The 24,528-nt window shown below is 59.2% G+C and carries 22 protein-coding genes; 6 read left to right on the forward strand and 16 right to left on the reverse strand.

The features are described 5' to 3' along the window. Position 1: 1 nt before the first annotated feature. The 5 genes from atpD to AB1E42_RS13500 form a co-directional block, all read right to left on the reverse strand. Positions 2 to 1,423 (reverse strand): F0F1 ATP synthase subunit beta, encoded by a 1,422-nt coding sequence (gene atpD, locus AB1E42_RS13480; RefSeq protein WP_368344752.1) that lies wholly within the window; start codon positions 1,421 to 1,423, stop codon positions 2 to 4. A 19-nt stretch (positions 1,424 to 1,442) separates the two neighbouring features. Further along, on the reverse strand, positions 1,443 to 2,318 hold the full coding sequence (locus tag AB1E42_RS13485) for a F0F1 ATP synthase subunit gamma (protein WP_368344753.1): 876 nt from the start codon (positions 2,316 to 2,318) through the stop codon (positions 1,443 to 1,445). A gap of 28 nt (positions 2,319 to 2,346) precedes the next feature. Next, complete coding sequence (atpA, locus tag AB1E42_RS13490; RefSeq protein WP_368344754.1) at positions 2,347 to 3,885, reverse strand: F0F1 ATP synthase subunit alpha; 1,539 nt, start codon at positions 3,883 to 3,885, stop codon at positions 2,347 to 2,349. Then, positions 3,885 to 4,445 carry a F0F1 ATP synthase subunit delta gene (locus AB1E42_RS13495; protein ID WP_368344755.1) on the reverse strand — a complete coding sequence of 187 codons (561 nt, stop codon included), beginning with the start codon at positions 4,443 to 4,445 and terminating at the stop codon, positions 3,885 to 3,887. The genes atpA and AB1E42_RS13495 overlap by 1 nt, the downstream gene beginning before the upstream one ends. Positions 4,446 to 4,715: 270 nt before the next feature. Continuing rightward, positions 4,716 to 5,480: a methyltransferase domain-containing protein gene (locus tag AB1E42_RS13500; RefSeq protein ID WP_368344756.1), complete on the reverse strand. Its 765-nt coding sequence runs from the start codon at positions 5,478 to 5,480 to the stop codon at positions 4,716 to 4,718. 63 nt (positions 5,481 to 5,543) lie between these two features. On the opposite strand from AB1E42_RS13500, the gene gloB reads away from it, so the two are divergent. Further along, a complete protein-coding gene (gloB, locus tag AB1E42_RS13505) occupies positions 5,544 to 6,311 on the forward strand; it encodes a hydroxyacylglutathione hydrolase (protein ID WP_368344757.1) in 768 nt (255 codons plus the stop codon). A gap of 174 nt (positions 6,312 to 6,485) precedes the next feature. Next, positions 6,486 to 8,813, forward strand: a complete 2,328-nt coding sequence (clpA, locus tag AB1E42_RS13510; protein WP_368344758.1) for an ATP-dependent Clp protease ATP-binding subunit ClpA — start codon at positions 6,486 to 6,488, stop codon at positions 8,811 to 8,813. A 52-nt stretch (positions 8,814 to 8,865) separates the two neighbouring features. On the opposite strand, the gene AB1E42_RS13515 is transcribed toward clpA, so the two are convergent. The 3 genes from AB1E42_RS13515 to AB1E42_RS13525 all read right to left on the reverse strand — a co-directional run bounded on the left by AB1E42_RS13515 (position 8,866) and on the right by AB1E42_RS13525 (position 12,990). Continuing rightward, complete coding sequence (locus AB1E42_RS13515; protein ID WP_368344759.1) at positions 8,866 to 11,172, reverse strand: peptidoglycan -binding protein; 2,307 nt, start codon at positions 11,170 to 11,172, stop codon at positions 8,866 to 8,868. Positions 11,173 to 11,175: 3 nt separating this feature from the next. Further along, positions 11,176 to 12,375, reverse strand: coding sequence for a biopolymer transporter ExbB (locus tag AB1E42_RS13520; protein ID WP_368344760.1), 1,200 nt, complete (start codon positions 12,373 to 12,375; stop codon positions 11,176 to 11,178). A gap of 78 nt (positions 12,376 to 12,453) precedes the next feature. Next, positions 12,454 to 12,990, reverse strand: coding sequence for a gamma-glutamylcyclotransferase (locus AB1E42_RS13525; protein WP_368344761.1), 537 nt, complete (start codon positions 12,988 to 12,990; stop codon positions 12,454 to 12,456). A 64-nt stretch (positions 12,991 to 13,054) separates the two neighbouring features. Here AB1E42_RS13525 and AB1E42_RS13530 point away from each other — a divergent pair, with 64 nt between their 5' ends. Next, positions 13,055 to 14,035 carry a DUF2125 domain-containing protein gene (locus tag AB1E42_RS13530; RefSeq protein WP_368344762.1) on the forward strand — a complete coding sequence of 327 codons (981 nt, stop codon included), beginning with the start codon at positions 13,055 to 13,057 and terminating at the stop codon, positions 14,033 to 14,035. Positions 14,036 to 14,044: 9 nt separating this feature from the next. On the opposite strand, the gene AB1E42_RS13535 is transcribed toward AB1E42_RS13530, so the two are convergent. The 6 genes from AB1E42_RS13535 to AB1E42_RS13560 all read right to left on the reverse strand — a co-directional run bounded on the left by AB1E42_RS13535 (position 14,045) and on the right by AB1E42_RS13560 (position 21,475). After that, positions 14,045 to 14,962 (reverse strand): prephenate/arogenate dehydrogenase family protein, encoded by a 918-nt coding sequence (locus AB1E42_RS13535; RefSeq protein ID WP_368344763.1) that lies wholly within the window; start codon positions 14,960 to 14,962, stop codon positions 14,045 to 14,047. Continuing rightward, on the reverse strand, positions 14,962 to 16,044 hold the full coding sequence (gene hisC / locus AB1E42_RS13540) for a histidinol-phosphate transaminase (RefSeq protein ID WP_368344764.1): 1,083 nt from the start codon (positions 16,042 to 16,044) through the stop codon (positions 14,962 to 14,964). Before hisC ends, AB1E42_RS13535 begins: the two co-directional genes overlap by 1 nt. Positions 16,045 to 16,173: 129 nt before the next feature. Continuing rightward, positions 16,174 to 16,794 carry a 30S ribosomal protein S4 gene (gene rpsD, locus AB1E42_RS13545; protein WP_368344765.1) on the reverse strand — a complete coding sequence of 207 codons (621 nt, stop codon included), beginning with the start codon at positions 16,792 to 16,794 and terminating at the stop codon, positions 16,174 to 16,176. A 163-nt stretch (positions 16,795 to 16,957) separates the two neighbouring features. After that, positions 16,958 to 18,040 carry a Hint domain-containing protein gene (locus AB1E42_RS13550; protein ID WP_368344766.1) on the reverse strand — a complete coding sequence of 361 codons (1,083 nt, stop codon included), beginning with the start codon at positions 18,038 to 18,040 and terminating at the stop codon, positions 16,958 to 16,960. 113 nt (positions 18,041 to 18,153) lie between these two features. Then, positions 18,154 to 19,104 (reverse strand): lipid A-modifier LpxR family protein, encoded by a 951-nt coding sequence (locus AB1E42_RS13555; protein ID WP_368344767.1) that lies wholly within the window; start codon positions 19,102 to 19,104, stop codon positions 18,154 to 18,156. Positions 19,105 to 19,204: 100 nt separating this feature from the next. Continuing rightward, on the reverse strand, positions 19,205 to 21,475 hold the full coding sequence (locus tag AB1E42_RS13560) for an adenosylcobalamin-dependent ribonucleoside-diphosphate reductase (protein ID WP_368344768.1): 2,271 nt from the start codon (positions 21,473 to 21,475) through the stop codon (positions 19,205 to 19,207). A 144-nt stretch (positions 21,476 to 21,619) separates the two neighbouring features. Here AB1E42_RS13560 and AB1E42_RS13565 point away from each other — a divergent pair, with 144 nt between their 5' ends. Continuing rightward, positions 21,620 to 22,054: a DUF1489 family protein gene (locus AB1E42_RS13565; protein ID WP_368344769.1), complete on the forward strand. Its 435-nt coding sequence runs from the start codon at positions 21,620 to 21,622 to the stop codon at positions 22,052 to 22,054. Between the two features lie 10 nt (positions 22,055 to 22,064). Here AB1E42_RS13565 and AB1E42_RS13570 read toward each other — a convergent pair whose 3' ends face one another. Then, positions 22,065 to 22,340 carry a hypothetical protein gene (locus AB1E42_RS13570; RefSeq protein WP_368344770.1) on the reverse strand — a complete coding sequence of 92 codons (276 nt, stop codon included), beginning with the start codon at positions 22,338 to 22,340 and terminating at the stop codon, positions 22,065 to 22,067. Between the two features lie 99 nt (positions 22,341 to 22,439). Here AB1E42_RS13570 and AB1E42_RS13575 point away from each other — a divergent pair, with 99 nt between their 5' ends. Next, entirely contained in the window at positions 22,440 to 23,369 is a 930-nt protein-coding gene (locus tag AB1E42_RS13575) for a LysR substrate-binding domain-containing protein (RefSeq protein ID WP_368344771.1), read from the forward strand. On the opposite strand, the gene AB1E42_RS13580 is transcribed toward AB1E42_RS13575, so the two are convergent. Beyond that, on the reverse strand, positions 23,366 to 24,100 hold the full coding sequence (locus AB1E42_RS13580) for a winged helix-turn-helix transcriptional regulator (protein ID WP_368344772.1): 735 nt from the start codon (positions 24,098 to 24,100) through the stop codon (positions 23,366 to 23,368). The two genes, AB1E42_RS13575 and AB1E42_RS13580, sit on opposite strands and share 4 nt — an antisense overlap. A 155-nt stretch (positions 24,101 to 24,255) precedes the next feature. On the opposite strand from AB1E42_RS13580, the gene AB1E42_RS13585 reads away from it, so the two are divergent. After that, entirely contained in the window at positions 24,256 to 24,522 is a 267-nt protein-coding gene (locus tag AB1E42_RS13585; protein ID WP_368344773.1) for a DUF1127 domain-containing protein, read from the forward strand. Positions 24,523 to 24,528 lie beyond the last annotated feature (6 nt).

Genomic DNA, 24,528 nt, shown 5'->3' on the forward strand with positions numbered 1-24,528 from the left:
CTTAGGCCGCGGAGGCCATCTTTTCGGCTTTGGCGATCACTTCGTCGATGCCACCGACCATGTAGAAGGCTGCTTCCGGCAGGTGATCGTATTCACCAGCGACAACTGCCTTGAACGAACGGATGGTGTCCTCGAGCGGAACCTGAACCCCCGGGCTGCCGGTGAAGACCTGAGCAACGTCGAACGGCTGGCTGAGGAAACGCTGGATCTTACGCGCACGGGCCACGGTCAGCTTGTCCTCTTCGCTCAGTTCGTCCATGCCGAGAATGGCGATGATGTCCTGAAGCGATTTGTAGCGCTGAAGCACACCCTGAACGTCACGCGCAACCTGGTAGTGCTCTTCACCGACGATGGCCGGGTCAAGAATACGCGAGGTCGAGTCGAGCGGGTCCACAGCAGGGTAAATACCGAGCTCGGAAATCGCACGCGACAGAACGGTCGTTGCGTCGAGGTGGGCGAACGAGGTTGCCGGCGCAGGGTCGGTCAAGTCGTCGGCCGGAACGTAGATTGCCTGAACCGAGGTGATCGAACCAGCCTTGGTCGAAGTAATACGTTCCTGCAGCGCTCCCATGTCGGTTGCCAGCGTCGGCTGGTAGCCCACAGCGGACGGGATACGGCCCAGAAGTGCGGACACCTCGGAACCTGCCTGCGTGAAGCGGAAGATGTTGTCCACGAAGAACAGAACGTCGGTACCGGACTGGTCGCGGAACTGTTCTGCAAGGGTCAGACCAGACAGAGCAACACGCATACGCGCACCCGGCGGTTCGTTCATCTGGCCGTAGACCAACGCCACTTTGGACTCTTCGAGGTTATCGGGAACGATAACGCCGGATTCAATCATCTCGTGGTAGAGGTCGTTACCTTCACGGGTCCGTTCACCAACACCAGCGAACACGGAGTAACCCGAGTGCACCTTTGCGATGTTGTTGATCAGTTCCATGATGAGAACCGTCTTGCCCACGCCGGCACCGCCGAACAGACCGATCTTACCACCCTTGGAGTAGGGCGCGAGAAGGTCCACGACCTTGATGCCGGTCACGAGGATTTCGGATTCGGTGGACTGTGCTTCAAACTCCGGTGCTTCCTGGTGGATCGCACGGGTTTCTTTCGCATTCACGGGGCCCTTTTCGTCAACCGGCTCACCGACGACGTTGAGGATCCGGCCAAGGGTCGCGTCACCAACCGGAACCGAGATCGGCTCGCCAGTGTCTACGACCGCGGCGCCACGAACAAGACCTTCGGTCGCGTCCATCGCGATGGTGCGGACAGTGTTTTCGCCAAGGTGCTGGGCCACTTCAAGAACCAGCTTCTTGCCGTTGTTTTCGGTGTTTAGTGCGTTGAGGATCGCCGGCAGGTGATCGTCGAACTGCACGTCCACAACGGCGCCAATCACCTGCGTGATCTTGCCTTTTGCGTTTGCCATATTCGTTTCTCCGGTTCTCTTAGAGCGCCTCGGCGCCCGAAATGATTTCGATAAGCTCGTTGGTAATGACCGCCTGACGCGAGCGGTTAAACTCGATGGTCAGTTTGTCGATCATGTCGCCTGCGTTGCGCGTGGCGTTATCCATCGCGCTCATCCGTGCGCCCTGTTCGGACGCGCCGTTTTCCAGAAGCGCCGCAAAGATTTGCGTCGCAACACCGCGCGGCAGAAGGTCGGCCAGAATGGCTTCTTCGCTCGGCTCGTAGTCATAGAGCGTCGAAGCACCTTCCTCTTCACCTGCCTCGAACGAAGCGGGGATCACCTGTAGCGCCGTCGGCACCTGGCTGATCACGCTCTCGAAGCGGCTATAGAAGATCGTCGCCACGTCGAACTCGCCCGCATCGAACCGTCCAAGGATGTCCTTGGCGATGTCCTGTGCGTTCGCGTAACCGACGCGCTTGACCTCGGAGAGGTCAACATGAGCAACGAAGTAGTCGCCGTAGCCGCGGCGCATGTTGTCGCGGCCCTTCTTTCCGACGGTGATGATCTTGACGGTCTTACCCGCTTTGACCAGCTCGTCGGCCTTTTGCTTTGCAAGCTTCGCGATGTTGGCGTTGAAACCACCGCACAGGCCACGTTCCGCAGTCATGACCACCAGCAGGTGGGTCTGATCGCTTCCTGTTCCCGACAGCAGCTTCGGCGCGGAATCCGAACCACCCACCGAAGACGCAAGCCCCGCCATCACAGCGTTGAAGCGTTCGGTATAGGGGCGGGCCTGCTCGGCCGCATCCTGTGCCCGCCGCAGTTTCGCGGCGGCCACCATCTGCATGGCCTTTGTGATCTTGCGGGTCGATTTGACCGACTCGATCCTGTTTTTCAGGTCCTTAAGACTTGGCACAGCCGTGTCTCCTTATCCCAAAGCCAACTTAGGCGAAATCAGCGGCGTATTCGTCCAGCGCAGCTTTGATCTTGTCCTCGGCTTCACCTTTGATCTTCGGATCTTCCTTGGTCAGGTAGTCCAGCAGATCCTGATGCTTCGTGCGCAGGTGCTTGATAAGACCCTGCTCGAAACGGCCCACGTCACGCACAGCCACTTTGTCGAGGTAGCCTTTGGTACCTGCGTAGATGACAACGACGATCTCGGCGTTGGTCATCGGCGAGTACTGCGGCTGCTTCATCAGCTCGGTGAGGCGCGCACCACGGTTCAGCAGCTGCTGGGTCGCGGCGTCGAGGTCGGAGCCGAACTGCGCAAATGCTGCCATTTCGCGGTACTGGGCGAGTTCCAGTTTAACCGGACCAGCAACAGATTTCATTGCCGAAGTCTGTGCCGAGGAGCCCACACGAGACACCGACAAACCGGTGTTCACAGCAGGGCGGATACCTTGATAGAACAGTTCCGTTTCAAGGAAGATCTGGCCGTCGGTGATCGAGATCACGTTGGTCGGAATAAACGCGGAAACGTCACCACCCTGGGTTTCGATGACAGGCAGCGCCGTCAACGAGCCGGAACCGTGCTCCTCGTTCAGCTTTGCAGAACGCTCAAGCAGGCGGGAGTGGAGGTAGAAAACGTCACCCGGATAAGCTTCACGGCCCGGCGGACGGCGGAGCAACAGAGACATCTGACGGTAAGACACGGCCTGCTTGGAAAGGTCATCGTAGATGATCAGAGCATGGCGGCCATTGTCACGGAAGTATTCTGCCATTGCAGTTGCCGCATAGGGGGCAAGGAACTGCATCGGTGCCGGATCGGATGCTGTCGCAGCCACAACGATGGAGTAAGCCATCGCGCCGGTTTCTTCGAGCTTCTTCACCAGCTGTGCAACGGTCGAGCGCTTCTGGCCGACAGCCACATAAACGCAGTAGAGCTTCTTGCTCTCGTCGTCGCCTGCGGCTTCGTTGTATGATTTCTGGTTCAGAATGGTGTCGAGCGCGATTGCGGTCTTGCCGGTCTGACGGTCACCAATGATCAGCTCACGCTGGCCACGGCCAATCGGGATCATCGCATCAACGGACTTGAGGCCGGTCGCCATCGGTTCGTGAACCGATTTACGCGGAATGATGCCCGGTGCCTTAACGTCAGCAACGCGGCGCTCGGTCGAGGCGATCGGGCCTTTGCCGTCGATCGGGTTGCCAAGTGCGTCGACAACGCGGCCCAGCAGCGCTTCACCAGCGGGAACGTCCACAATGGCGTTGGTCCGCTTAACAGTGTCGCCTTCTTTAATGTCACGGTCAGAACCAAAGATAACAACACCAACGTTGTCTGCTTCGAGGTTCAGCGCCATCCCGCGGATACCACCGGGGAATTCGACCATTTCACCGGCCTGGATGTTATCGAGCCCGTAAACGCGGGCAATACCGTCACCGACGGACAGCACCCGGCCTACTTCGGCCACTTCGGCATCCTGACCGAAGTTCTTGATCTGCTCCTTAAGGATAGCAGAGATTTCTGCAGCTTGGATCGCCATTATCCGACCTCTTTCATGGTGTTCTGGAGAGCGCTGAGCTTGGAGCGGATCGACGTGTCGATCATCTTCGAGCCCACCTTAACGACAAGACCGCCAATGAGGGATTCATCGACGGCCGCATTGATTTTCACATCGGAACCAACCTGTGCCTTCAGCACCTTGGCCAGCTTGTCCGATTGTGTCTTGGTAAGTACCTTGGCCGAAACCACCTCAGCCGTCACTTCACCCTTTTCGGCGGAGATCTGGTCACGCAGGGAAGCCAGCAACTGCGGCAGCACGAACAAACGGCGCTTGGCAGCGAGCAGACCCAACGTATTGGTCATAGTTTCGGAGAGTTTCATTTTAGAAGCGACGGCAGTCACGGCCGCGGCTTGATCTTCACGGCTGTAAAGCGGCGAGGAGATCAGATCACGGAGATCGTCGCTTTCGGCAAGAGCCGCGTCGAGTGCTGCAATATCGGCTTCAAGGCCAGCAAGGCCCTTCCCCTCTTTGGCAAGATCGAACACGGCTGTGGCATAGCGCTTGGCAATGCCGGTTGAGATCGAAGCTGGTTCGGACACGTCCACCCTTCCGATTTTTGTGGCCCATACCGCATGATCTAAGTGCGCAGCAGGGCAGCCTTCTTTACCTCGGGCAGTCCCAAGGCGCCAAAATCAGGGGGGATGTAGCAGAGCATTTTCATTGGGGCAACCGCCTTGCGCCGGAATATGAACCCCTGCCAACACCTTTTAACACTGGGTTTGCCGCTAACTGCGACTCTATGCGCCATATCCTGCGTCAAACTCGGCATTTCTGATGCTGTCTTGCCGTTGCTGCGGTGCAGAATGATTCTATCGCTGCGGCAGGCGCCCAACGGGCTTCGGCTCGGCCACGCCCAACCCCTCGAAGGCCCGCAAAGGTCGCCGCACGGCTTCGCCCAGGCCGGGCCTCCTTGGTTGCGGAACCTGCTTCGTTGCCTCAACGATCAGCACACCCCCCGCCGCAAATACCGGAATATGCCGCCCGGCTCGCTCCATCACCGGCGCAAACTTGCGCCAAACCGGCCGTGCAGATGGCGGCTGGTACAGCGTCGACAAAGCCCGTTTGGGGATCAGCCCATGCCGCTTCAGTTGTGCTTCCAGTTGCAACAGCGAATATGGCCGCCCGAAGCCGAAGGGCGTATCATCCGTCCGCGACCACAGCCCCGCACGGTTCGGAACGATGAACACAGCATGGCCCTGCGGCGCCAGAACACGCCAGCATTCGTCCAGAACGGCAGAGGGGTTCTCCGATGTTTCCAAACCGTGGAGCAGAACCAGACGGTCAACCTGCCCCGTTTGCACTGGCCACAGCATCTCCTCGCACAAGACGCTGACATTCGGCTTCCGATCCGGCCATGCCATCACCCCTTGCGGCCCCGGCATCAGGGCCACCACCCGCCGCGCGTCGGTCAGGAAAGGCCGTAACAAGGGGTTGGCAAAACCGTATCCGACAATGGTTTGGCCCCGCACATTCGGCCAAAGCTCGACAAGCTGCTCCCGAACCACTTTCTGCGCCGCACGGCCAAGGCGGCTGCGGTAATAGAAATTTCGTAGGTCATGAACGTCCAGATGCATTGATGATCCCGCGCGTCTGCGTCACTCTCACTAACGACATTAACAAGAATACGGGAGTTTGGAATGCCTTGGGAAATTATCGTTGTCCCCTGCCTCACGGATAACTACGCCTGCCTGCTTCACAATTCCGAAAAGGGCTTTACCGCGCTGATTGATGCACCAGAGGCTGCGCCGATCGAAGCCGAACTGGCAGGGCGCAATTGGGGGCTCGATGCCATCCTGATCACCCATCATCATTACGACCATATCGATGGCCTCGAAGATCTACGCAGCAAAACCGGCGCGCGCGTCTACGGAGCCGCCGCCGATGGCCACCGCCTGCCGCCACTCGATGTTGCTCTGCATGACGGTGACAGCTTCGAACTCGCCGGCTCAAAGGTCAACGTGATGGATGTTTCGGGGCATACCGTCGGGCATATCGCCTTTTACATGGCCGACGCGGCTGCGGTGTTCACCGCCGACAGTCTGATGGCCCTCGGCTGCGGCCGCCTGTTCGAAGGTACACCGGCACAAATGTGGGAAAGCCTTTCCCGTTTGCGCAGCCTACCGCCCGAAACGATGGTCTATTCGGGCCATGAATACACGGCCAGCAACGCCCGCTTCGCCCTAACCATCGAACCGGAGAACGCGGCCCTTCAGGCCCGCGCCATCGAAATCGAACATCTGCGCGCTGTCCAGAAATTCACCGTTCCGTCGTTGTTATCACTCGAATGTGACACAAATCCTTTCCTTCGTGCCGATTTGCCAGAGGTCAAAGCAGCAGTTGGCATGGAATCGGCAAGCGATGTTGATGTTTTCGCGGAAATCCGAGCAAGAAAAGATCGATTCTGACAACGCAACCGTTTGACAACTGGACAACAAAGATCAACCATCAGACTACAAAAGAAACCCGCGCAAATGACCGCAAGACCCTTGAAGATTTGAGCAGAAAACCAAACTTTAAGGGAAACAAGCCACGGTGTGACGAGCAACCGCCGAAACACCCCGGATAAAGGAGCGCATATAGTGCCGTCGTTTTCGACAACTTTAGAGCAGTCCATCCATGCAGCCTTGGCCCTCGCCAACGCCCGCAGACACGAACTGGCAACGCTCGAACATCTGCTGCTCGCCTTGATTGACGAGCCGGATGCCGCCCGCGTTATGCGGGCCTGTGCCGTCGATCTCGACGAGTTGCGCAAAACTCTTGAAGAATTCATCGAGGATGACCTCTCCACTCTAGTCACGGATGTCGAAGGGTCGGAAGCCGTTCCGACAGCTGCGTTCCAGAGGGTGATCCAACGCGCCGCGATCCACGTTCAATCTTCCGGACGCACCGAAGTCACCGGCGCAAACGTGCTCGTCGCCATATTTGCCGAGCGCGAGTCGAACGCGGCCTATTTCCTGCAGGAGCAGGATATGACCCGTTATGACGCGGTGAACTTCATTGCCCACGGCGTCGCCAAGGATCCGGCATATGGCGAAAGCCGCCCTGTCACCGGCTCCACGGCCGAAGGCGAGGAAGCTGCTGAAGCGGCCGATGCCGGTGATGAGAAAGAAAGCGCGCTTGGCAAATATTGCGTCGATCTGAACACAAAGGCCCGCAAAGGGGATGTCGATCCGCTGATCGGCCGCGACCACGAGGTCGAACGCTGCATTCAGGTGCTTTGCCGCCGCCGCAAGAACAACCCGCTTCTGGTTGGTGATCCAGGCGTTGGTAAAACCGCAATTGCCGAGGGCCTTGCGTATAAGATCGTCGAGGGCGAAGTTCCCGAGGTGCTCTCTGAAACGACGATTTACTCTCTCGATATGGGCGCGCTTCTTGCAGGCACCCGCTATCGTGGTGATTTCGAGGAACGCCTGAAAGCAGTTGTGACCGAGCTTGAAGAACACCCAGATGCGGTCCTGTTCATTGACGAAATTCACACCGTGATTGGCGCTGGTGCCACCTCCGGCGGCGCGATGGATGCCTCCAACCTCCTGAAGCCCGCCCTCCAAGGCGGCAAGCTGCGCTGCATGGGGTCCACCACATATAAAGAGTTCCGCCAACACTTCGAGAAAGACCGCGCGCTAAGCCGTCGCTTCCAAAAGATCGACGTGAACGAACCCACTGTCGAGGATTCGGTCAAAATCCTGCGCGGGCTGAAGCCCTACTTCGAGGATCACCACTCGATCAAATACACGCACGATGCGATTCGCAGTGCCGTGGAGCTTTCGGCGCGCTACATCAACGATCGTAAACTGCCTGACAAAGCGATCGACGTGATCGACGAAGCAGGCGCCGCGCAACATCTCGTTGCCGAAAGCAAGCGCCGCAAGACCATCGGCACGAAGGAAATCGAAGCCGTCGTGGCCAAGATCGCCCGCATCCCGCCGAAAAACGTCTCAAAGGATGACGCGGAAGTGCTCAAGGATCTCGAGCGTTCGCTCAAGCGGGTCGTGTTCGGGCAGGATCCAGCGATCGAGGCGCTTTCCGCCGCCATCAAGCTTGCACGCGCTGGTCTGCGCGAGCCGGAAAAGCCCATCGGCAACTACCTTTTTGCTGGCCCCACCGGCGTCGGCAAGACCGAGGTTGCCAAACAGCTGGCCCACACGCTTGGTGTCGAACTTCTGCGCTTCGATATGTCCGAATATATGGAGAAACACGCTGTCTCCCGTCTGATCGGTGCGCCTCCGGGCTATGTCGGCTTCGATCAGGGCGGCATGCTCACCGATGGCGTAGACCAAAACCCGCATTGCGTGCTGCTGCTCGACGAGATCGAAAAGGCGCACCCCGATGTCTACAACATCCTGTTGCAGGTGATGGACCACGGCAAGCTGACCGACCATAACGGCCGCACCACGGACTTCCGCAATGTAGTCCTGATCATGACCTCTAACGCCGGCGCATCCGAGCAGGCAAAAGAGGCCATAGGCTTTGGTCGTGACCGCCGCGAGGGCGAAGATACCGCCGCCATCGAGCGCACTTTCACGCCTGAATTCCGCAACCGTCTGGATGCGGTGATCTCCTTCGGCGCCCTGCCGAAAGAGGTAATTCTGCAAGTGGTCGAAAAGTTCGTGCTGCAACTCGAAGCACAGCTGATTGACCGCAACGTCCATATCGAGCTGACCAAACCGGCTGCTGAATGGCTGGCTGACAAGGGCTATGACGATAAGATGGGCGCGCGGCCCCTGTCGCGCGTGATCCAGGAACACATCAAGAAGCCGCTCGCCGAGGAACTCCTCTTCGGTAAACTGACAAAGGGCGGCTTGGTCAAAGTCGGCGTTAAGGATGGCGCGCTAGATCTACGGATCGAATCGCCCGAGCAGGGCAAAATCGGCAAGAGCCGCAAGCCCCCGCTCCTAACGGCGGAATAACCGCACAGACAATAAAACGCCCGCCCGACAACGGCGGGCGTTTTCTTTTGTCCTAACGCTCTGTCAGTTTCAGCTCGATCCGGCGGTTCTGCGCCCGTGCCTCGGCACTGTTCTCGGCATTCAGCGGCTGGAACTCCCCAAACCCGTTAGCGGAAAGGCGGCGCGGCGAAATGCCTTCCTCCTCGATCATGTAGAGCACGACCGAAAGCGCCCGCGCTTGGCTCAATTCCCAGTTATTGGCAAAATCGGCATTGTTGCGGATCGGCACGTTATCCGTATGCCCATCCACGCGGATCACCCAATCGATATTTTCGGGGATCGAGCCGGAAATCCGGCGTAAAATCTCTGCCACAGCCGAAATTTCCGCCTGCCCCTGCTCTGAAAGCTCCGCCTTACCCGGCGCGAATAGCACTTCTGACGAAAACACGAACCGGTCCCCTTCGATCCTGATCCGGTCCTGCCCCGCCAAGACCTGCCGCAACTCGCCGAAGAACTCGGAACGATACTGCGCAAGGTTCTGCGCTTCCGCCTCCAGCCGCGCCCGTTCCTCCTCCAGCCGGCGGCGCTCGGCCTCCTCCAGCTCTCGGCGGCGGCGTTCTTCGGCCGCCACGCGCGCCAACGCGGTGTTCAACTGGCTGCCCAACGCCTCGATCTGCACCTGCGAGTCCCGATCCGCCTCTTCTGCCAGATTGAGCAGCGATTGCAGCTCCGCCACCTGTGTCCGCAACGCGGCAACTTGCTGGTTTAGCACTGTGACCTGCCGTTGGCTGCGGGTCGAGATCTCTTTCTCGTCTTCCAACTCCCGCTGCGCTGTCGCAAGCAGTGCCGCTTGTCGTTCGGCCTCGGTCATTTGATCGAGCGTTTCCGCCTCCGCCGCAGCGATCGCGGCCAGCGCCTCGGCAAGCCGCGCTTCCAGATCGGCGCGCTCAGCTTCCGTTTCGGTGCGGTTCTCCGACAATGCCCGTACCCGCGCCTGCAAGCTTTCCTGTGCCAACAAGGCCTCTGCCAAGCGCGTCTCTAGATTGGCCCGCTCTTCCTCGCTGCGATCACCGGCGGCGCGGGTGGCGTTCAACTCTGTTTCAAGCGCGGTCTTCGCCAAGAGCGCCGCAGCAAGCCGTTCCTCAATCTCTTCACGGCTCACCGATGCCTCTGCCAAAGCCTCATCCATCGCCCTGCGCACAGCATCCAGATCGCTCAATGCGTCCTCCTCAGCGGCCAATGCCGCGGCAAGCCGAACCGATAGCGCCTCCTGCTGGTTTTCCGCTTCTTCCAGTGCCGTCTCAGCCGCTGCCAGTTCGGCCGCCGTATTCTCCTGCAAGCTCAACGCCGCCAACAACCGCGCATCCAGATCATCACCCTCGCTCAACGACCACTGCAAATCGTTCTCGGCTTGCTGCTGCGCCAACAACGCTGCCGCCAGTTTCATGTCGAGGGTATCACGCGCCGCTTCCGCCGCAGCCAGCAGGGACAGCGTATTTTCCGCCTTCTGCCGCTGCTCTTCGAGCGCCAAAGTCATCGCGGTCAGTTCCGCGTCCGCTTCCTCCAGCCGCCGCCGCAGGGCCTCCGCGGCAGCAGCTTCTGCCAACCGCGCCGCTTCCACTTCGTCAAGCGCCTCAAGGTCAGCAGCCCGTGCAGCAAGCAATTCGTTGATCTGTTCAGCGCTGGCGACGGCCTCGCTCTCCAGCGTTTCGATCGTGGCAAGGCGCTCCTCGTCTTGCGCGAGAAGGGCCGCGATCTGCGCCGCGCTGGCCTCGGCAGTGCTCTGCATATCAGCGATCATCGCCTCAAGCGCCTCGCGCCGCGCCGCGGCCAAACGCGCTTCTTCCGCCTGCGAGTCGATCTCGTCCCGCGCCTGCGCTAAGGCAAGGTTCAGCGCCTCTTGCTCATCAAGCAAGCTCGCCTTTTCCGCCTCCAACGCCTCAACCGATCCTCGCAAATCCGCTCGCTGCGCCAGCAACCCTGCAACCTGCGCTTCGAAGCCCGTAATCCGGTTTTCGGCCTCCGCCAATGCGGCCGCCTGCCTGTCCCGTTCCATCGTCAATGCAGCAATCAAGGCGGCCTGCTTATCTGCACGCTCGCTCATGTCATTCAGGGAGGTCGAGAGGTTCCCGACCTGATTGGCAAGGTTGGACGAGCGTGTGCGCTCCAGCCCCAACGCTTCGGTCAGCGAGGCGATCTCGGCCGTCAGTTCCGAAAGCCGCGTTTCCTGCCCGCTGATTGTCTCCTGAAGCACGAATTGCAGCACCATGAAAATGGTCAGCACGAACATCAGGACAAGCAAAAGCCCCGTCATCGCATCTACGAAACCTGGCCAGATTGAGGTCTGGAAACGGTTGCCGGATCTGCGACTGAGCGCCATCTCTTAGGCCTCGCGGTCGCGGTCGCCTTGTGCCCCGCGCCCACCGTTTCGCGCCTGCCGCAAAGAGCGTGTCAAAGCCGAGACTTCATTGCGAATCTCCGATACGGTTTCCTGCCTTCCCGCGCTCATTTCCTCGAAGATCCGCAACAACTGCACATCAATCGAGCGCAAACGCATCCTGCTTTCGGCGTCGATACCGTCCAGCCCGGTTTCACGCAGCTTCTGGATCAACTCCTCCTGCCCTTCCGCCACCCGCGCCAAAGCAGCTGGCAAAGTCGCATCCGTCGAAGACCCGATACTGGCCGCCAGATTATCCATCGAGGTCGCGATTTGATCGAGCCGTTCCTCAACCGCGCTGCGGGCAATGTCCGACTGCGTAAACATCAATTGCAGCGCCTCAATCTGCTCGTTGAGGTGCTCCACAACACCTGACATCGCCGCGCTGCCGTCACCCTCATGCCCGTCATCGCCGGTCGAAAACCCGACCCGCGTGATGGATGACAGCCATTCTTCCAGCTCCCGATAGAAACGGTTTTGCCCGTGGCTCGCGAACAGCTCCAACAGCCCCACAATCAGCGATCCCGCCAACCCTAGAAGCGACGATGAAAACGCGGTTCCCATACCACCCAGTTGGCCTTCCAACCCTGCCTGCAAGCGCTCGAACACCACAGCGCCGGTTTCCGCTTCGTCAGGGTTCAATGAGCGGATCGTCTCTACCAGTGCCGGCACGGTTGTCGCCAATCCGTAGAATGTCCCCAGCAGACCAAGGAAAATCAGCGTATTTCCGAGATATCGAGTGATCTCCCTGTCCTCATCGATGCGGCTGCCCACCGAGTCGAGGATGGAGCGGGACGAGGAGGAGGACAGATGCATCCGCCCCCGCGCACGCAGCAGTGTCGCCAACGGAGCCAGCAGTGCGGGCACTTTGACCATCTCATGCCCGAGCACCTGACTGGCAAAGCCTTCAATCCACCGCACAGAGCCAAAAATCTGCGTGACTTGCTGGAAACAGGACAAAACCCCGATCGCAAAGACCGCGAGGATCAGGCCATTCAGATACAGGTTCGACTGAAAGATCGCCAAAAGCGTGGCATAGCCGAAATAAACACCGGCACCGATCAGCCCCATGGCGATCAGCATCGACAAAACCTGTCTTACCGGCAACGTAAAATGCGGCTCGGCCTCGGGTTCCCTCACGACCATATTGTTGAGGTTCCTCGTATTTACTGTTCCTAGGACCATAGGCGCGCCACGCCCAAAACCCAAATGATAATTAATAACTTATGACTGATCTGCGCGCAGCTCGGCCACCCGTCTTACCAGCCAGCGCATCTCCGCGTCGTCGATACCCAGTTCACGCAAATGCGCTGCCGTATTATTGAGATAATCCACATTCGGCCCCCGCCCGCCAACAGCCTGGGCGATGATCTGCGCCTGACGTTCCAGATCAAAACGGCAATACTGCCGGTGACCGGTATCAACGATATAGGTCAGCGCCTCAATCTCGCGGCCATCATCCAGCGCAAGAGGCACCCGATCCTCATAATAAGCAGACGATATCAGCTCCCGCTCGCGCAGCTCAGTGAGCACGCGCTCTTGCTCATGCTCCGCCACCCGCAGCGCCAAGCCAACACACTGCCCACCACGCATCCGGTCCAGCGCCAGCACGAGTCCGGGATCTTCCTCCGATCCGCGATGATGGATCGAAAGCATACAAAAGGAGCGATGATAGCCATCCAACCGCGCGCGCGCTGTCTCGCTCGGCGTAAAGCCCGGATCCCACAAAAGTGACCCATATCCGAATACCCACAGTGTCATAGCTCTGGCCCTCGCATTCGCCCCCCTTTAAACACGGCCTCGCAGACGGAGAAAAGGGGCCTTTATGCGTCGTCTTACCTACCTCGTGCTGGCGCTCGCCACACTCTATGGCGGCTATTGGTTCATCGCCCGCGCGACCTTCCTTGCCCAGGTCGAGAACGGTCTTTCCCGCATGCAGGATGACGGCTGGGCAATCGCTTATGACGACTTGTCCATCATCGGCTTCCCATCGCGCTTCGATGTCACCGCGGATCGGCTATCGGCTGCCTCGCCGGATCGCAGCTTCCAATGGGACGCACCGTTCTTTCAAGCGCTCATGCTGAGCTACCGCCCCAATGAGGTTATAGCCGTCTGGCCCGAAAGCCAGAGCTTTACACTTCGCGGAGCAGCTTTTGACCTTGCCGCGCGCGGCCTGCGCGCTAGCCTGTCGGTCAATCTCGACAGCAGCGCCAGCCTCAGCGCGGCAACCCTCGAAAGCGCTCCTTTGCTGCTAAGCGGGGCAAACGATTGGTCCCTAGGCGCGGAAAGCATACTGCTCGCCCTACGCGAAACCCCGAATGCGGCGGTAGATGCAACCTATGACCTCTACCTCAGCGTCGAGGGGCTTACCCTGCCGGACACGCTCCGACAACAAATCGACCCAACCGGCCAATTGCCCTCCAGCTTCGGCAAGAGCACGGTCGACGCGACCTTCAAAAACGCAGCACCCATCGCGCTCAACGGAGCAACCGGTGCCGTGCAGGAGATCACGTTGAACAGCGCGCAAATCGTCTGGGGCGGGTTCCGGCTTTCTGGTTCCGGCGCGCTGACGATCACCGCAAACGGTATTCCCGAAGGCCGCATTTATCTCGTTATTCAGGATTGGGAGCGCCTGATCGCCATCGCTAAGGCATTGGGTTGGATTGACGCTGGCGTCGTTCCGACTTGGCGCAATATGGCGGAAATGCTCGCCGGCGGCAACGATACGCTGACCCTGCCTCTTGCGTTCCAGAACGGGTTCATGTCCATCGGCCCGATCCCGCTCGGCCCTGCGCCACGCTTCTAGATTACAGCGTTAGCGCTTGGCACCACTGCGCCCGAAGTCAGGCGCATCAGTATCCTGCCCAGCTTCGATGATCCCCCGCCGGATCGCCCGTGTCCGGGTGAAATAGTCATGCAGAAGATCCCCATCCCCCGCACGAATGGCCCGCTGCAAAACAAACAGCTCCTCCGTGAAGCGGCCCAGAATTTCCAACGTTGCATCTTTATTGCTCAGGAACACATCCCGCCACATGGTCGGGTCACTCGCTGCAATGCGGGTAAAGTCACGGAAACCTGCCGCTGAATATTTGATGACCTCGCTATCCGTCACCCGCCGCAGATCATCGGCCACGCCGACCATCGTGTAGGCAATCAGGTGCGGCGCATGGCTGGTCACGGCCAGCACCAAATCATGATGCTCCGCTTCCATCTCGTCCACATGCGCACCGAGCGCTTCCCAGTAGCCACGGTACTTCACCGTTTCGCTTGCATCCGCGCCCTCCGGCACCAAAATGCACCAGCGATTGTCGAACAGCTCCGCAAAGCCCGCGCGTGGGCCGCTGTGCTCGGTCCCTGCCAGCGGGTGCGCGGGGATAAAATGCACGCCTTCGGGCAAATGCGGACCAACAGCTTCGATCACCGCGCGTTTAACCGACCCGACATCGCTCACCACCGCGCCCGCCTTCAAAGCTGGCGCGATTTCCTGGGCGACCGCCTCCATCGCACCCACCGGCACACAAAGCACCACTAAGTCAGCACTATCGACAGCTTCCGCCGCCGTAGCAACAACGCGATCACAGAGGTTGATCTCTTCAGCGATCCGGCGTGTCTCATCCGAGCGGGCCGTCCCCACGATCTCGCCGGCCACACCCGCGCGGCGCATCGCATGCGCCATCGACGACGCGATCAGACCAAGCCCGATCAGCGCCACGCGGTCATAGATCACGGCCATCAGCGCACCCCTTTGAATTGGGCAATCGCGTGCAGCACACGGCGGCAGCCGGATTCGTCACCCACAGTGATGCGCAAACAGTTCGGTAGTTTGTATCCGGCCACGCGGCGCACAATGATCCCGGCCTCTTTCAGATGTGCGTCGCAGGCATCCGCCTCATCGGCATCGGCAAACCGCGCCAGAACGAAATTCGCATGCGACGGATCACATTCTACCCCGATTTCCACAAGAGCGCTGCGCAGCCATTCCCGCAGCCGTGCGTTGTCGAGGCGGCATTTCTCGGTATAGGCCGTATCGCGCACCGCAGCTTCGGCAACCCGCAACTGCGTTTCCGAAAGGTTGAACGGTTGGCGTACCCGCTGCATCACGTCGATCAACTCTTTTGGCCCATAGCCCCAGCCAATCCGCAAACCGCCCAAGCCATAAATCTTCGAGAAGGTGCGCGTCATCAGCACATTTTTTTTCGCCTCAACCAGCGCCGCGCCGCCGTCCGATCCTTCCACAAACTCGGTATAGGCCCCGTCATGCACCAGCAAAACGCCGTCCGGCAGATTGTCGGCCAGCCGCGCCACTTCCGCATCTGGGATCATGGTGCCGGTCGGGTTGGCGGGGTTCGCGATAAATACAATCCTAGTTTTCTTGGTGCAGGCCCTCAGGATCGCATCTACATCGACCGTCCGGTCGGTTTCCTTCACCTCAACCGGCGTTGCGCCCACAGCCCGCGCGAGGATCGGATACATGGAGAACCCATGCTCGGTGTAAATCACCTCATCCCCCGGCCCCGCGAAGCACTGCGCCGCAAACTGCAATACCTCGTCCGATCCGGCACCACAGATGATCCGGTCAGCATCCAAACCATGAACTTCCGCAATCGCTTTTCGCAGATTTGCATGGTCTGTTGACGGGTAACGGTGCAGATCATGCCCTGCACGCAGGTAGGCATCTCGCGCCGCATCGCCTGCCCCGAACGGGTTTTCGTTCGAAGACAGCTTCAGAACTTCACTCTTACCTGCCACGGTGGAAGCGCCGCTCTCATAGAGGGCGATCTCCATAATTCCGGGTTGTGGCGTAATCTTTGACATTGATCTTCGTCTCCACAGGCGTCCGGCTTGTTCTAGCGGCCCTTCGGCACCCTTTCCAGTAGAACCGGCAAAGAAAAAGGGCCGCGGCGGTATCCCCGTCGCGGCCCTGAACTCGGATGCCCGTGAACCTTAGTTCTGGGCGTAGAATTCGATGACGAGGTTCGGTTCCATGTGTACCGGATACGGCACATCCGACAGACCCGGCTGGCGCACGAAGGTCGCTGTCATCTTGGAGTGATCGACATCGAGATAATCCGGTACATCGCGCTCAGGCAGCTGCGATGCTTCGAGAACCAGAGCCATCTGCTTGGACTTCTGGCGCACTTCGATCACATCGCCTTCCTTCACACGGTAGGACGGGATGTTGACGCGCTTGCCGTTCACGGTGACGTGGCCGTGGTTCACGAACTGACGTGCAGCGAACACGGTCGGCACGAACTTCGCACGGTAGACAACAGCGTCCAGACGGCGCTCGAGCAGGCCAATGAGGTTTTCACCAGTATCGCCACGACGACGCTCGGCTTCACCAAAGATGCGGCGGAACTGCTTCTCGGTCAGATCACCGTAGTAGCCCTTCAGCTTCTGCTTGGCGCGCAGCTGCAAACCGAAGTCGGACAGCTTGCCTTTACGGCGCTGACCGTGCTGGCCGGGGCCGTATTCACGGCGATTGACGGGGGATTTCGGACGACCCCAGATGTTTTCACCCATCCGGCGGTCAATTTTGTACTTGGCAGAGGTGCGTTTGGTCACCGTCTGATCTCCTTCGTTTGGTCGACGCCACCCAATGCGGCATCTATGAAGGGCGTTGTCCTCTTGAGCTAGGCTCATGACAGGCATCCCCTTGCGGGGGCCACCAACACCAATAGAGCCGCGCGTATACAGGCCTCGCGCGGGGAGTCAACACCTCTATCACTCACATAAAGATCGGGCGCCGCCCTGTGTCATATTGCAAAACAGCCGCTTCACTGGCCGAAAGTGCCCGGCGGGCGAAATGGCCGTAGGCATACGGGTCGTCCACCAATTCCGGCATCCGTTCATAAAGCCGCTGCCGTTCGTAGGGTTCGATCGTCGAAAGATCCGCCGCGCCGGGGTGGAAACTTTCTGTTTCGATCCGGTTGGCAAAGACGACCTCATGACTCGGCAGGAACAAATGGTAATACTCCACCTCGCGGACCGTCCGGTCAAACAGGATACTATGGTCGTTGACCAGATCGCGCGCCATCACGAGCACTTCATCCGCGTTGAACAGCGCCCGCGCCTGCAAGCCTGAAATCACAATCCGATGATCCGGCGATACAAGAAGCTCTGCATCCGGCACCTTCTCACCCAGCGCACCAGCCCGAAGCCGCACCGGCGCCAGTTGCGGCATCGCGTGGAGCCGCGCGCCATTGATCCGGCGATGACCCTTCCACAGCAACTCGACACATCCATTGTCCTTGGTCTGGATCAGATTGCCCTCGCGCAGATCCTCCACCCGCCGTGGCCCGTCCTGTGTCTGGATCAACGTACCTGGCGTAAAACAGATCACCCCGCCTGGTTTCCCTTTGATCGCCTCTTGCGCAGCAAGGTCGATATTGTGCCCCACCACCCATAAATCGACATTTCGAGGCGGGATTTCACCGTGGAACATCAAAAGCGGCGCGTTGCCGCCCTGCACACCCAAGATGGTCACAGTCCATGTGCTGCGCCCGTCCGTTACAACAAAATGAACGTCGAAAAGCGGATCCCCCACCGCGACCTCATCAAGCCGCGTAAGATCCGCCTCAACCGCCTTTAGCAAGCGCCGCACGGTCATTGCCGCACGTCTGCGCAAGTCTGCCGACCCAGCCGCATCTCCCAACGGCAACACGCCGCTGGGACCATCCACACGCACAGCCTCGCCGGTCCACCGCCAGCCGGTACCCACACGAAGAGCATCCATTGGCGCAGACCAAAGGCCGTCTATTTCTGTTTGCGACCAGGAAATGACAAACGTGCCACGAAAGCCCGTTTTCATCCTGCTCTGCCTCAAAAGCGCTACGTCTTTTGCGTAGCTTTTGTCTCAAAAGGATAGCAGTGATGATTCGTTCGGATCAAGCCTTGATTTGAGCCAAAGCCCCGCGAGGGGCATCAGAAGTTGAAATTGAGCTTCAAAGATCCCAGAAATTGGCCCTCAGGCTGGCCTTTCACTTCCTTCGACAGATAGGTCAGCCCGTAGAAGAACGACATATCCGGCGCGATCTGCCAGTGCAGGCCAGCCCGCGCGCGATACCGCAGCGCCTCGGTTTCCAAGCCACTTGCCGCAGGAAAATAAATACTATCACTGACATAGGCCGCATCAGCGCCAAGAATATAGCCAAAGCCACCCGCTGGCCCCTCAATCGCCCGCGACATCTGGCCGGTGACAACATCCCGCAGATAGAAGTCCTCATGGCCGACACTGCCGATGATCACATCCGTCCCCACCCGCGCGATCTGCTCAGAGCCAAGCTGCCCTTCGGCAAAGGGGCGGACAGTCAGGCGATCATTGACTTTGTACTCATGTGAGATCTCGACAGACCCCGCCAGATGGAAGGCATTGGCAAGCTGCGCATCCAGAACCGCGTCAGAAATCGAAGGTAAGCTGAACAGATCATGCCAGCCCGATTGCAATCGCGACATCCCGCTCTGTGGACCAACCGCAATCAGGTCCGCACCTGCGCGCATGTTCAATCCGGTCACCGGCTGGAAATGGGTCAATACCCCCGCTGATATGGCACCGACATAGGGGCGGTCATCCGATCCCGCACCGCTCAGCGTTGAAGGGGCGATGATCTCGCTGCGCAGACGGTATTCCATCAGCTCGAAGGGACTGTCCGGCGCCTCTCCGGTGAAGCCTTTGCCGCGCAGAATCGAGAAACTGTACGAGCCAGTCCGCCAACGGTCCCCGCCATCGCCAAAGAAGTCATTGCTGAACATCCGCCCGTATCCGAGTGTGCTATGCCCCTCGAGCGCGCCAAAAGCGCTCCAGATTCCCTCAGCGGCGGCACCGCTTCCAATTAATAAAGCGCCCACAACGGCAAAACTACGCACCAGCTTCATCGCTTGCTCCGTTTTTGCCCCCCCGGCTCCTCCCTTATGGCGTAACCATAGGGTGAGGAGCAAGCGTTTCTTAACTACTATATGGTGTATGTTGGCGCGATCAGCCGCATTTGGAGTAGCCGCAGGATGCACAGGTCATGCAGCCTTCGACCATCCGCATCTCGTAAGATCCGCAGGAGGTGCAGGCCTTTCCGCGCGGCGCATCGAGGTTGACCACCTCGGATTGCGGATCGCTTTTCAGCCCCTGCCCTTCGCCCGCCAAAAATCCGGTGGCGATCATGTGCTTTTCGATCACGCCACCAATGGCCGCCAGAATGGACGGCACATATTTGCCCTTCATCCATGCCCCGCCGCGCGGATCGAACACCGCCTTCAGCTCCTCAACCACAAAGGAAACATCGCCCCCGCGCCGGAACACCGCTGACACCATCCGCGTCAGCGCCACGGTCCATGCATAATGTTCCATATTCTTTGAGTTGATGAACACCTCGAATGGCCGGCGATGCCCGCCCACCACCAAGTCATTGATGGTGATATATATTGCATGCTCACTATCGGGCCATTTCAGCTTGTAGGTGGCACCTTCCAGCTCCTGTGGCCGGTCCAGCGGCTCGGACATATAGATTACATCACCATTTTCCCGCACGGGCGCGGGGCTGTCGGCTGGCGTCTTGTCTTCTGACACACTCAGCACACTGCCGGTCACATCGTTCGGGCGATAGGTCGTGCAGCCCTTACAGCCCGTCTCATAGGCCTCCATATAGACGCTCTTGAAAGCTTCGAAATCGATGTCTTCGGGGCAGTTGATCGTCTTGGAAATGCTTGAGTCGATCCACTTTTGTGCTGCCGCCTGCATCCGCACATGGTCGAGCGGCGCCAGCGTTTGTGCATTGACAAAATAGTCAGGCAACGGCGCATCACCGAACTTGTCGCGCCACATCTGCACTGCGTAATCGACAACCTCTTCCTCAGTCCGGCTTCCGTCTTTCTGTAAGACCTTACGCTTATAAGCATAGGCAAAGACAGGCTCGATCCCACTCGATACGTTGCCTGCATAAAGGCTGATCGTACCCGTCGGCGCGATTGAGGTCAGCAGCGCGTTGCGAATGCCGTGCTTGCCGATTGCTGCACGCACATCCTCATCCATTTCTTCAAGTGCGCCTGAGGCGAGGTACTTCTCCTTATCAAAAAGCGGGAAGGCGCCCTTCTCCTTGGCCAGTTCAACACTTGCCGAGTACGCCGCGCGCGCGATGGCTTTCATCCACTCTTCGGTCTTAGCGGCGGCCTCCTCCGACCCGTAGCGCAAGCCCATCATCAACAGCGCATCGGCCAGTCCCGTCACACCCAGCCCGATCCGGCGCTTCGCCTGCGCCTCGGCCTCTTGCGCCGGAAGCGGGAACCGCGACGCATCAACCACGTTGTCCATCATCCGCACGGCGGTGGCGACAAGGCTGCTCATCTCGTCAATGTCGAGCTTGGCGTTGGTTTCAAACGGGTCTGCCACCAACCGTGCAAGGTTGATCGACCCCAAGAGACAAGCACCATAGGGCGGCAACGGTTGCTCGCCGCAAGGGTTCGTCGCGGCAATCGTCTCGCAATAGGCGAGGTTGTTCATCTTGTTGATCCGGTCGATGAAAATCACCCCGGGCTCGGCAAAGTCGTAGGTTGAGCGCATGATCTGATCCCACAGCGCACGCGCCTCGACCGTCTTGTAGATCTTGCCGTCAAACACCAGCTCCCAAGGGCCATCCGCTTTCACCGCTTCCATGAACGGGTCCGTCACCAGAACCGACATGTTAAACATCCGCAGCCGCGCTGGATCGGATTTCGCTGTGATGAAATCCTCAATATCGGGGTGGTCGCACCGCATCGTTGCCATCATCGCGCCGCGCCGCGATCCTGCGCTCATGATCGTGCGGCACATCGCATCCCACACATCCATGAAAGACAGCGGGCCAGACGCATCCGCAGCCACGCCCTTCACAATCGCGCCGCGCGGTCGAATGGTCGAGAAATCATAGCCGATTCCGCCGCCCTGCTGCATGGTGAGCGCAGCCTCTTTGAGCGCGTCGAAGATGCCGCCCATCGTATCTGGCACCGTTCCCATGACGAAACAGTTGAACAATGTGACCGAGCGCGCCGTTCCCGCACCTGCGGTGATCCGGCCTGCTGGCAGGAATTTGAAATCCTCCAAAGCGGCATAGAAGGTGTCTTCCCACGCTTCCGGCTTCGATTCAGGCGCCGCCAACGCCCGCGCAATACGCCGCCAGCTGTCCTCGACACTGGCATCTATCGCTGTGCCATCCGCCTCTTTGAAACGGTATTTCATATCCCAAATCTGTTCAGCGATGGGGGCAGCAAAACGGCTCATAGGGTCGATCCTCTGGCAGGAGTAGGGGAAGCAGGCCCAGAAGATATTGAGAAGATTTCTCAGGGTCAAACACTATATAGGGGGTGGCGCCCCTTGATCTTCGTTTAAGGCACGCTAGGCTGACGTCTTCTCGCGAGGAAGCCAATGAGCAACTACACCCACCTGGTCAAACTCTCCGTCGGCACTGAAGCGATTGCCGATCTTGCTGCTTGGCAAAGTTCACCCCGCGCCAAAGGGCCGGATGGCCTGCCCTGCCACGTCACCCGCATGTGGCCAAAACGCGAGAAAGAGATCCTGAACGGCGGCTCGATATATTGGGTCATCAAGGGGGTGATCCTCTGTCGCCAGCGCATCGTCCGGCTCGACGAGGTGCATGGCAGCGATGGCGTCCGCCGCTGCGCCATTGTGCTCGATCCGACGCTGGTGCGCGTTAATCCCACACAGAAACGCGCCTTTCAGGGCTGGCGCTACCTCAGCCCCGCCGACGCCCCTGCTGACCTGCGCACCCAAGGCAGCGCCGGCGAGGAGGCCATCCCCCCGCAGCTATCGGCGGAACTCGCCAAAATCGGCGTGCTGTAGCAAACCTCCCTCACCCCGCATCCACGCTCACGCGCCCGCCGCCACGCCGGATCACGGCAGATGTTCCGTTTCGGCGCCAAACGGTTTCGCCGGCCGGAGAGATGCTCCGCGCAAATCCGATATCTTCCAGCACATGCGGCGCGGCCTCGGCCAAGCGCTTTAGGTCATCTTGAAAAGGATCACCCTGATCATCCCCACGCTTGAAAAAGGCAAATCCCCCAAACGTCTCGATGAAAGAAAAACTGAACAACTTGTGATGACGTGGAAGTACAAAAACTTTCTGCATTTGCGATATATCCCCATTTTTGTTGATTATCGCAGACCAGAACATTGCAAACAAACCAAGTTTCTGTATCCTTAGGATCAGATAAATTGAACCTATGCTATGTTGAAACTGCCACCTCTCAACGCCCTACGCGCCTTTGAATCCGCCGCCCGCCACCAAGGGTTCATTGCGGCGGGGGAGGAATTGCACGTTACGCGCGGCGCCATCAGCCGCCATGTCAAACTTCTCGAGGATCATCTCGGCGTTCAGCTTTTCGTTCGCCATGCCCAAGGCGTCCGTCTGACCCCCGCTGGCAGGCGGCTCCAGCCGGTATTGGCAGATGCGTTCGCAATGATTTCGGCGGAGGCTCAAAAGCTCGCCTCAGATGCGTCGGTTCTGCGGGTGCTCTGCCCCCCTGGTACATCGATCCGCTGGCTGATCCCAAAGCTCGACAGCTTTCGCGAACGCCACCCTGACATCCAGCTCCAACTGACGACCGACTTTCATCCCAATGGTGGCTTTGCGCCGCAGGAGGTGGATGTCGCCTTTTCAGTCACCAACTGGCCATCACGCGCCAAAACGGTGGAGACACTGCCCCTCTTCCCCATCACCATGATTCCCGCCTGTGCGCCGGATTATCTCCGTGCGCACCCAATGGCGGACCCGACCTCACTCGCCGCCTGCGAGTTGCTTCATGAGTCAAAAACCCACGAAGACTGGAGAGAGTGGGCCGTTTGTTTCCCTGAGGCCGGCATCAATCCAAACGCGGGCCAACAGTTTCCCAATCTCGATATGGCGACAAAGGCCGCCGTCATGGGTATCGGCGTCGTCATGGCTGATCTCGTCCTATGCAAAGACGAACTGACCTCCGGCGCACTCGTCGCGCCTTTCCCCGATATGGCAGCACAGTCCCCGCGCGGGGAGATCTGCCTCATCGCCAGTCAGGAGGTCTGGACCGCGCCCAAGGTCGAAGCCTTCAAGGCTTGGGTCAGCGAAGCAGCCGAAATCGACCGTGAAATGATCGCGGGCAAAGCCCTCGCAACCGACTAGTGCTGCATCACCTCTGATTGCCGCGTCTCACCCGCCATAAACGGGCGCGGGCCACCATCAGGAATAATCGTCGTCACATAGAGCCAGCGCTGCATCGTCCGCGCCAGCAACGCGTCGCCCGTGACGAACATCCGCTCCGCTTCGATCTCGCGCGCAACGGTGGAACGGGCTAAGATCACCGCGCTCAACGATGCAACCGTCGTCTCGACCCACAGATCAACCTCAAATCCGGGGATAGAGGAGCAAATCTGCACCGGCTCCCCCGGCTTCACAACGATCCAGTAGGTGTCATAGTCCAGATCGTCATCCTTGAAATGAAACCGGATCACCACGCGGCGCTGGGGCAATTCTTCCGGCACGATATATTTCCGCATCTTCCACGTCAGCGAGGAGAGGTTCGCCTCGCACGCGATCTCGGCCTCGATATATTTCTGCGCCCAAACCGCCATCGCATTCAGCGCAGGTTCCAGATCAATCGCCATTTGCGTCCGGATGTAATCAACCGCACCCGTCGCCGGATCTTCGACCCGCTCGATCATGCCAAGCTCTTCCAGATCTTTCAGCCGTTTCGAGAGCAGCGCGGGAGAAATGCTGCCAACACCACGCCGGATCTCGTTGAACTTCGTCGATCCGGCCCAGATCTCCGATACGATCAGGATCGTCCAGCGCGGCTCGAGAACGTCACAGGCACGCGTTATCGGGCAAATAAGTCCGTATGGCTTCTTGTTCATGATCGGCACCTCCATGGTCATAGAGTGCCACAACCCCTCCAGCGCGATCCAGTTCACAATCTGTACCGGCGAGAGTTCATTTCCTGCACTACCCGAAAAAGGCGCTTCCCGGTCAGTCTGGGTGCATCACGAAACGCAACCCGAGGAGACTGACAATGACCAGCTTCACCACCAATATCTTCATCCCGTCCCGCCATGAGAAGGCCACCGCCCGGCTCCTTTGGCACCGCCTGATTGCTACCGCCAACGAACTGCGCCGCCGCCAGTCAGATGCCCGCGCCCTGCGAGAGCTGGACGCCCGCAATCTGAAAGATATCGGCCTGACTGAAAACGACCTCACCGCCGCGCACAGCATGCCCCTGAGCATCGACGCAAGTGATGCACTTCACCGGACAAGCCTCCAGCGCTGCCGCAACTGGTAAGCAAGC

It is taken from the genome of Pelagovum sp. HNIBRBA483, from assembly GCF_040931995.1.
In the GTDB taxonomy this organism is placed as follows: Bacteria; Pseudomonadota; Alphaproteobacteria; order Rhodobacterales; family Rhodobacteraceae; genus JAEPMR01.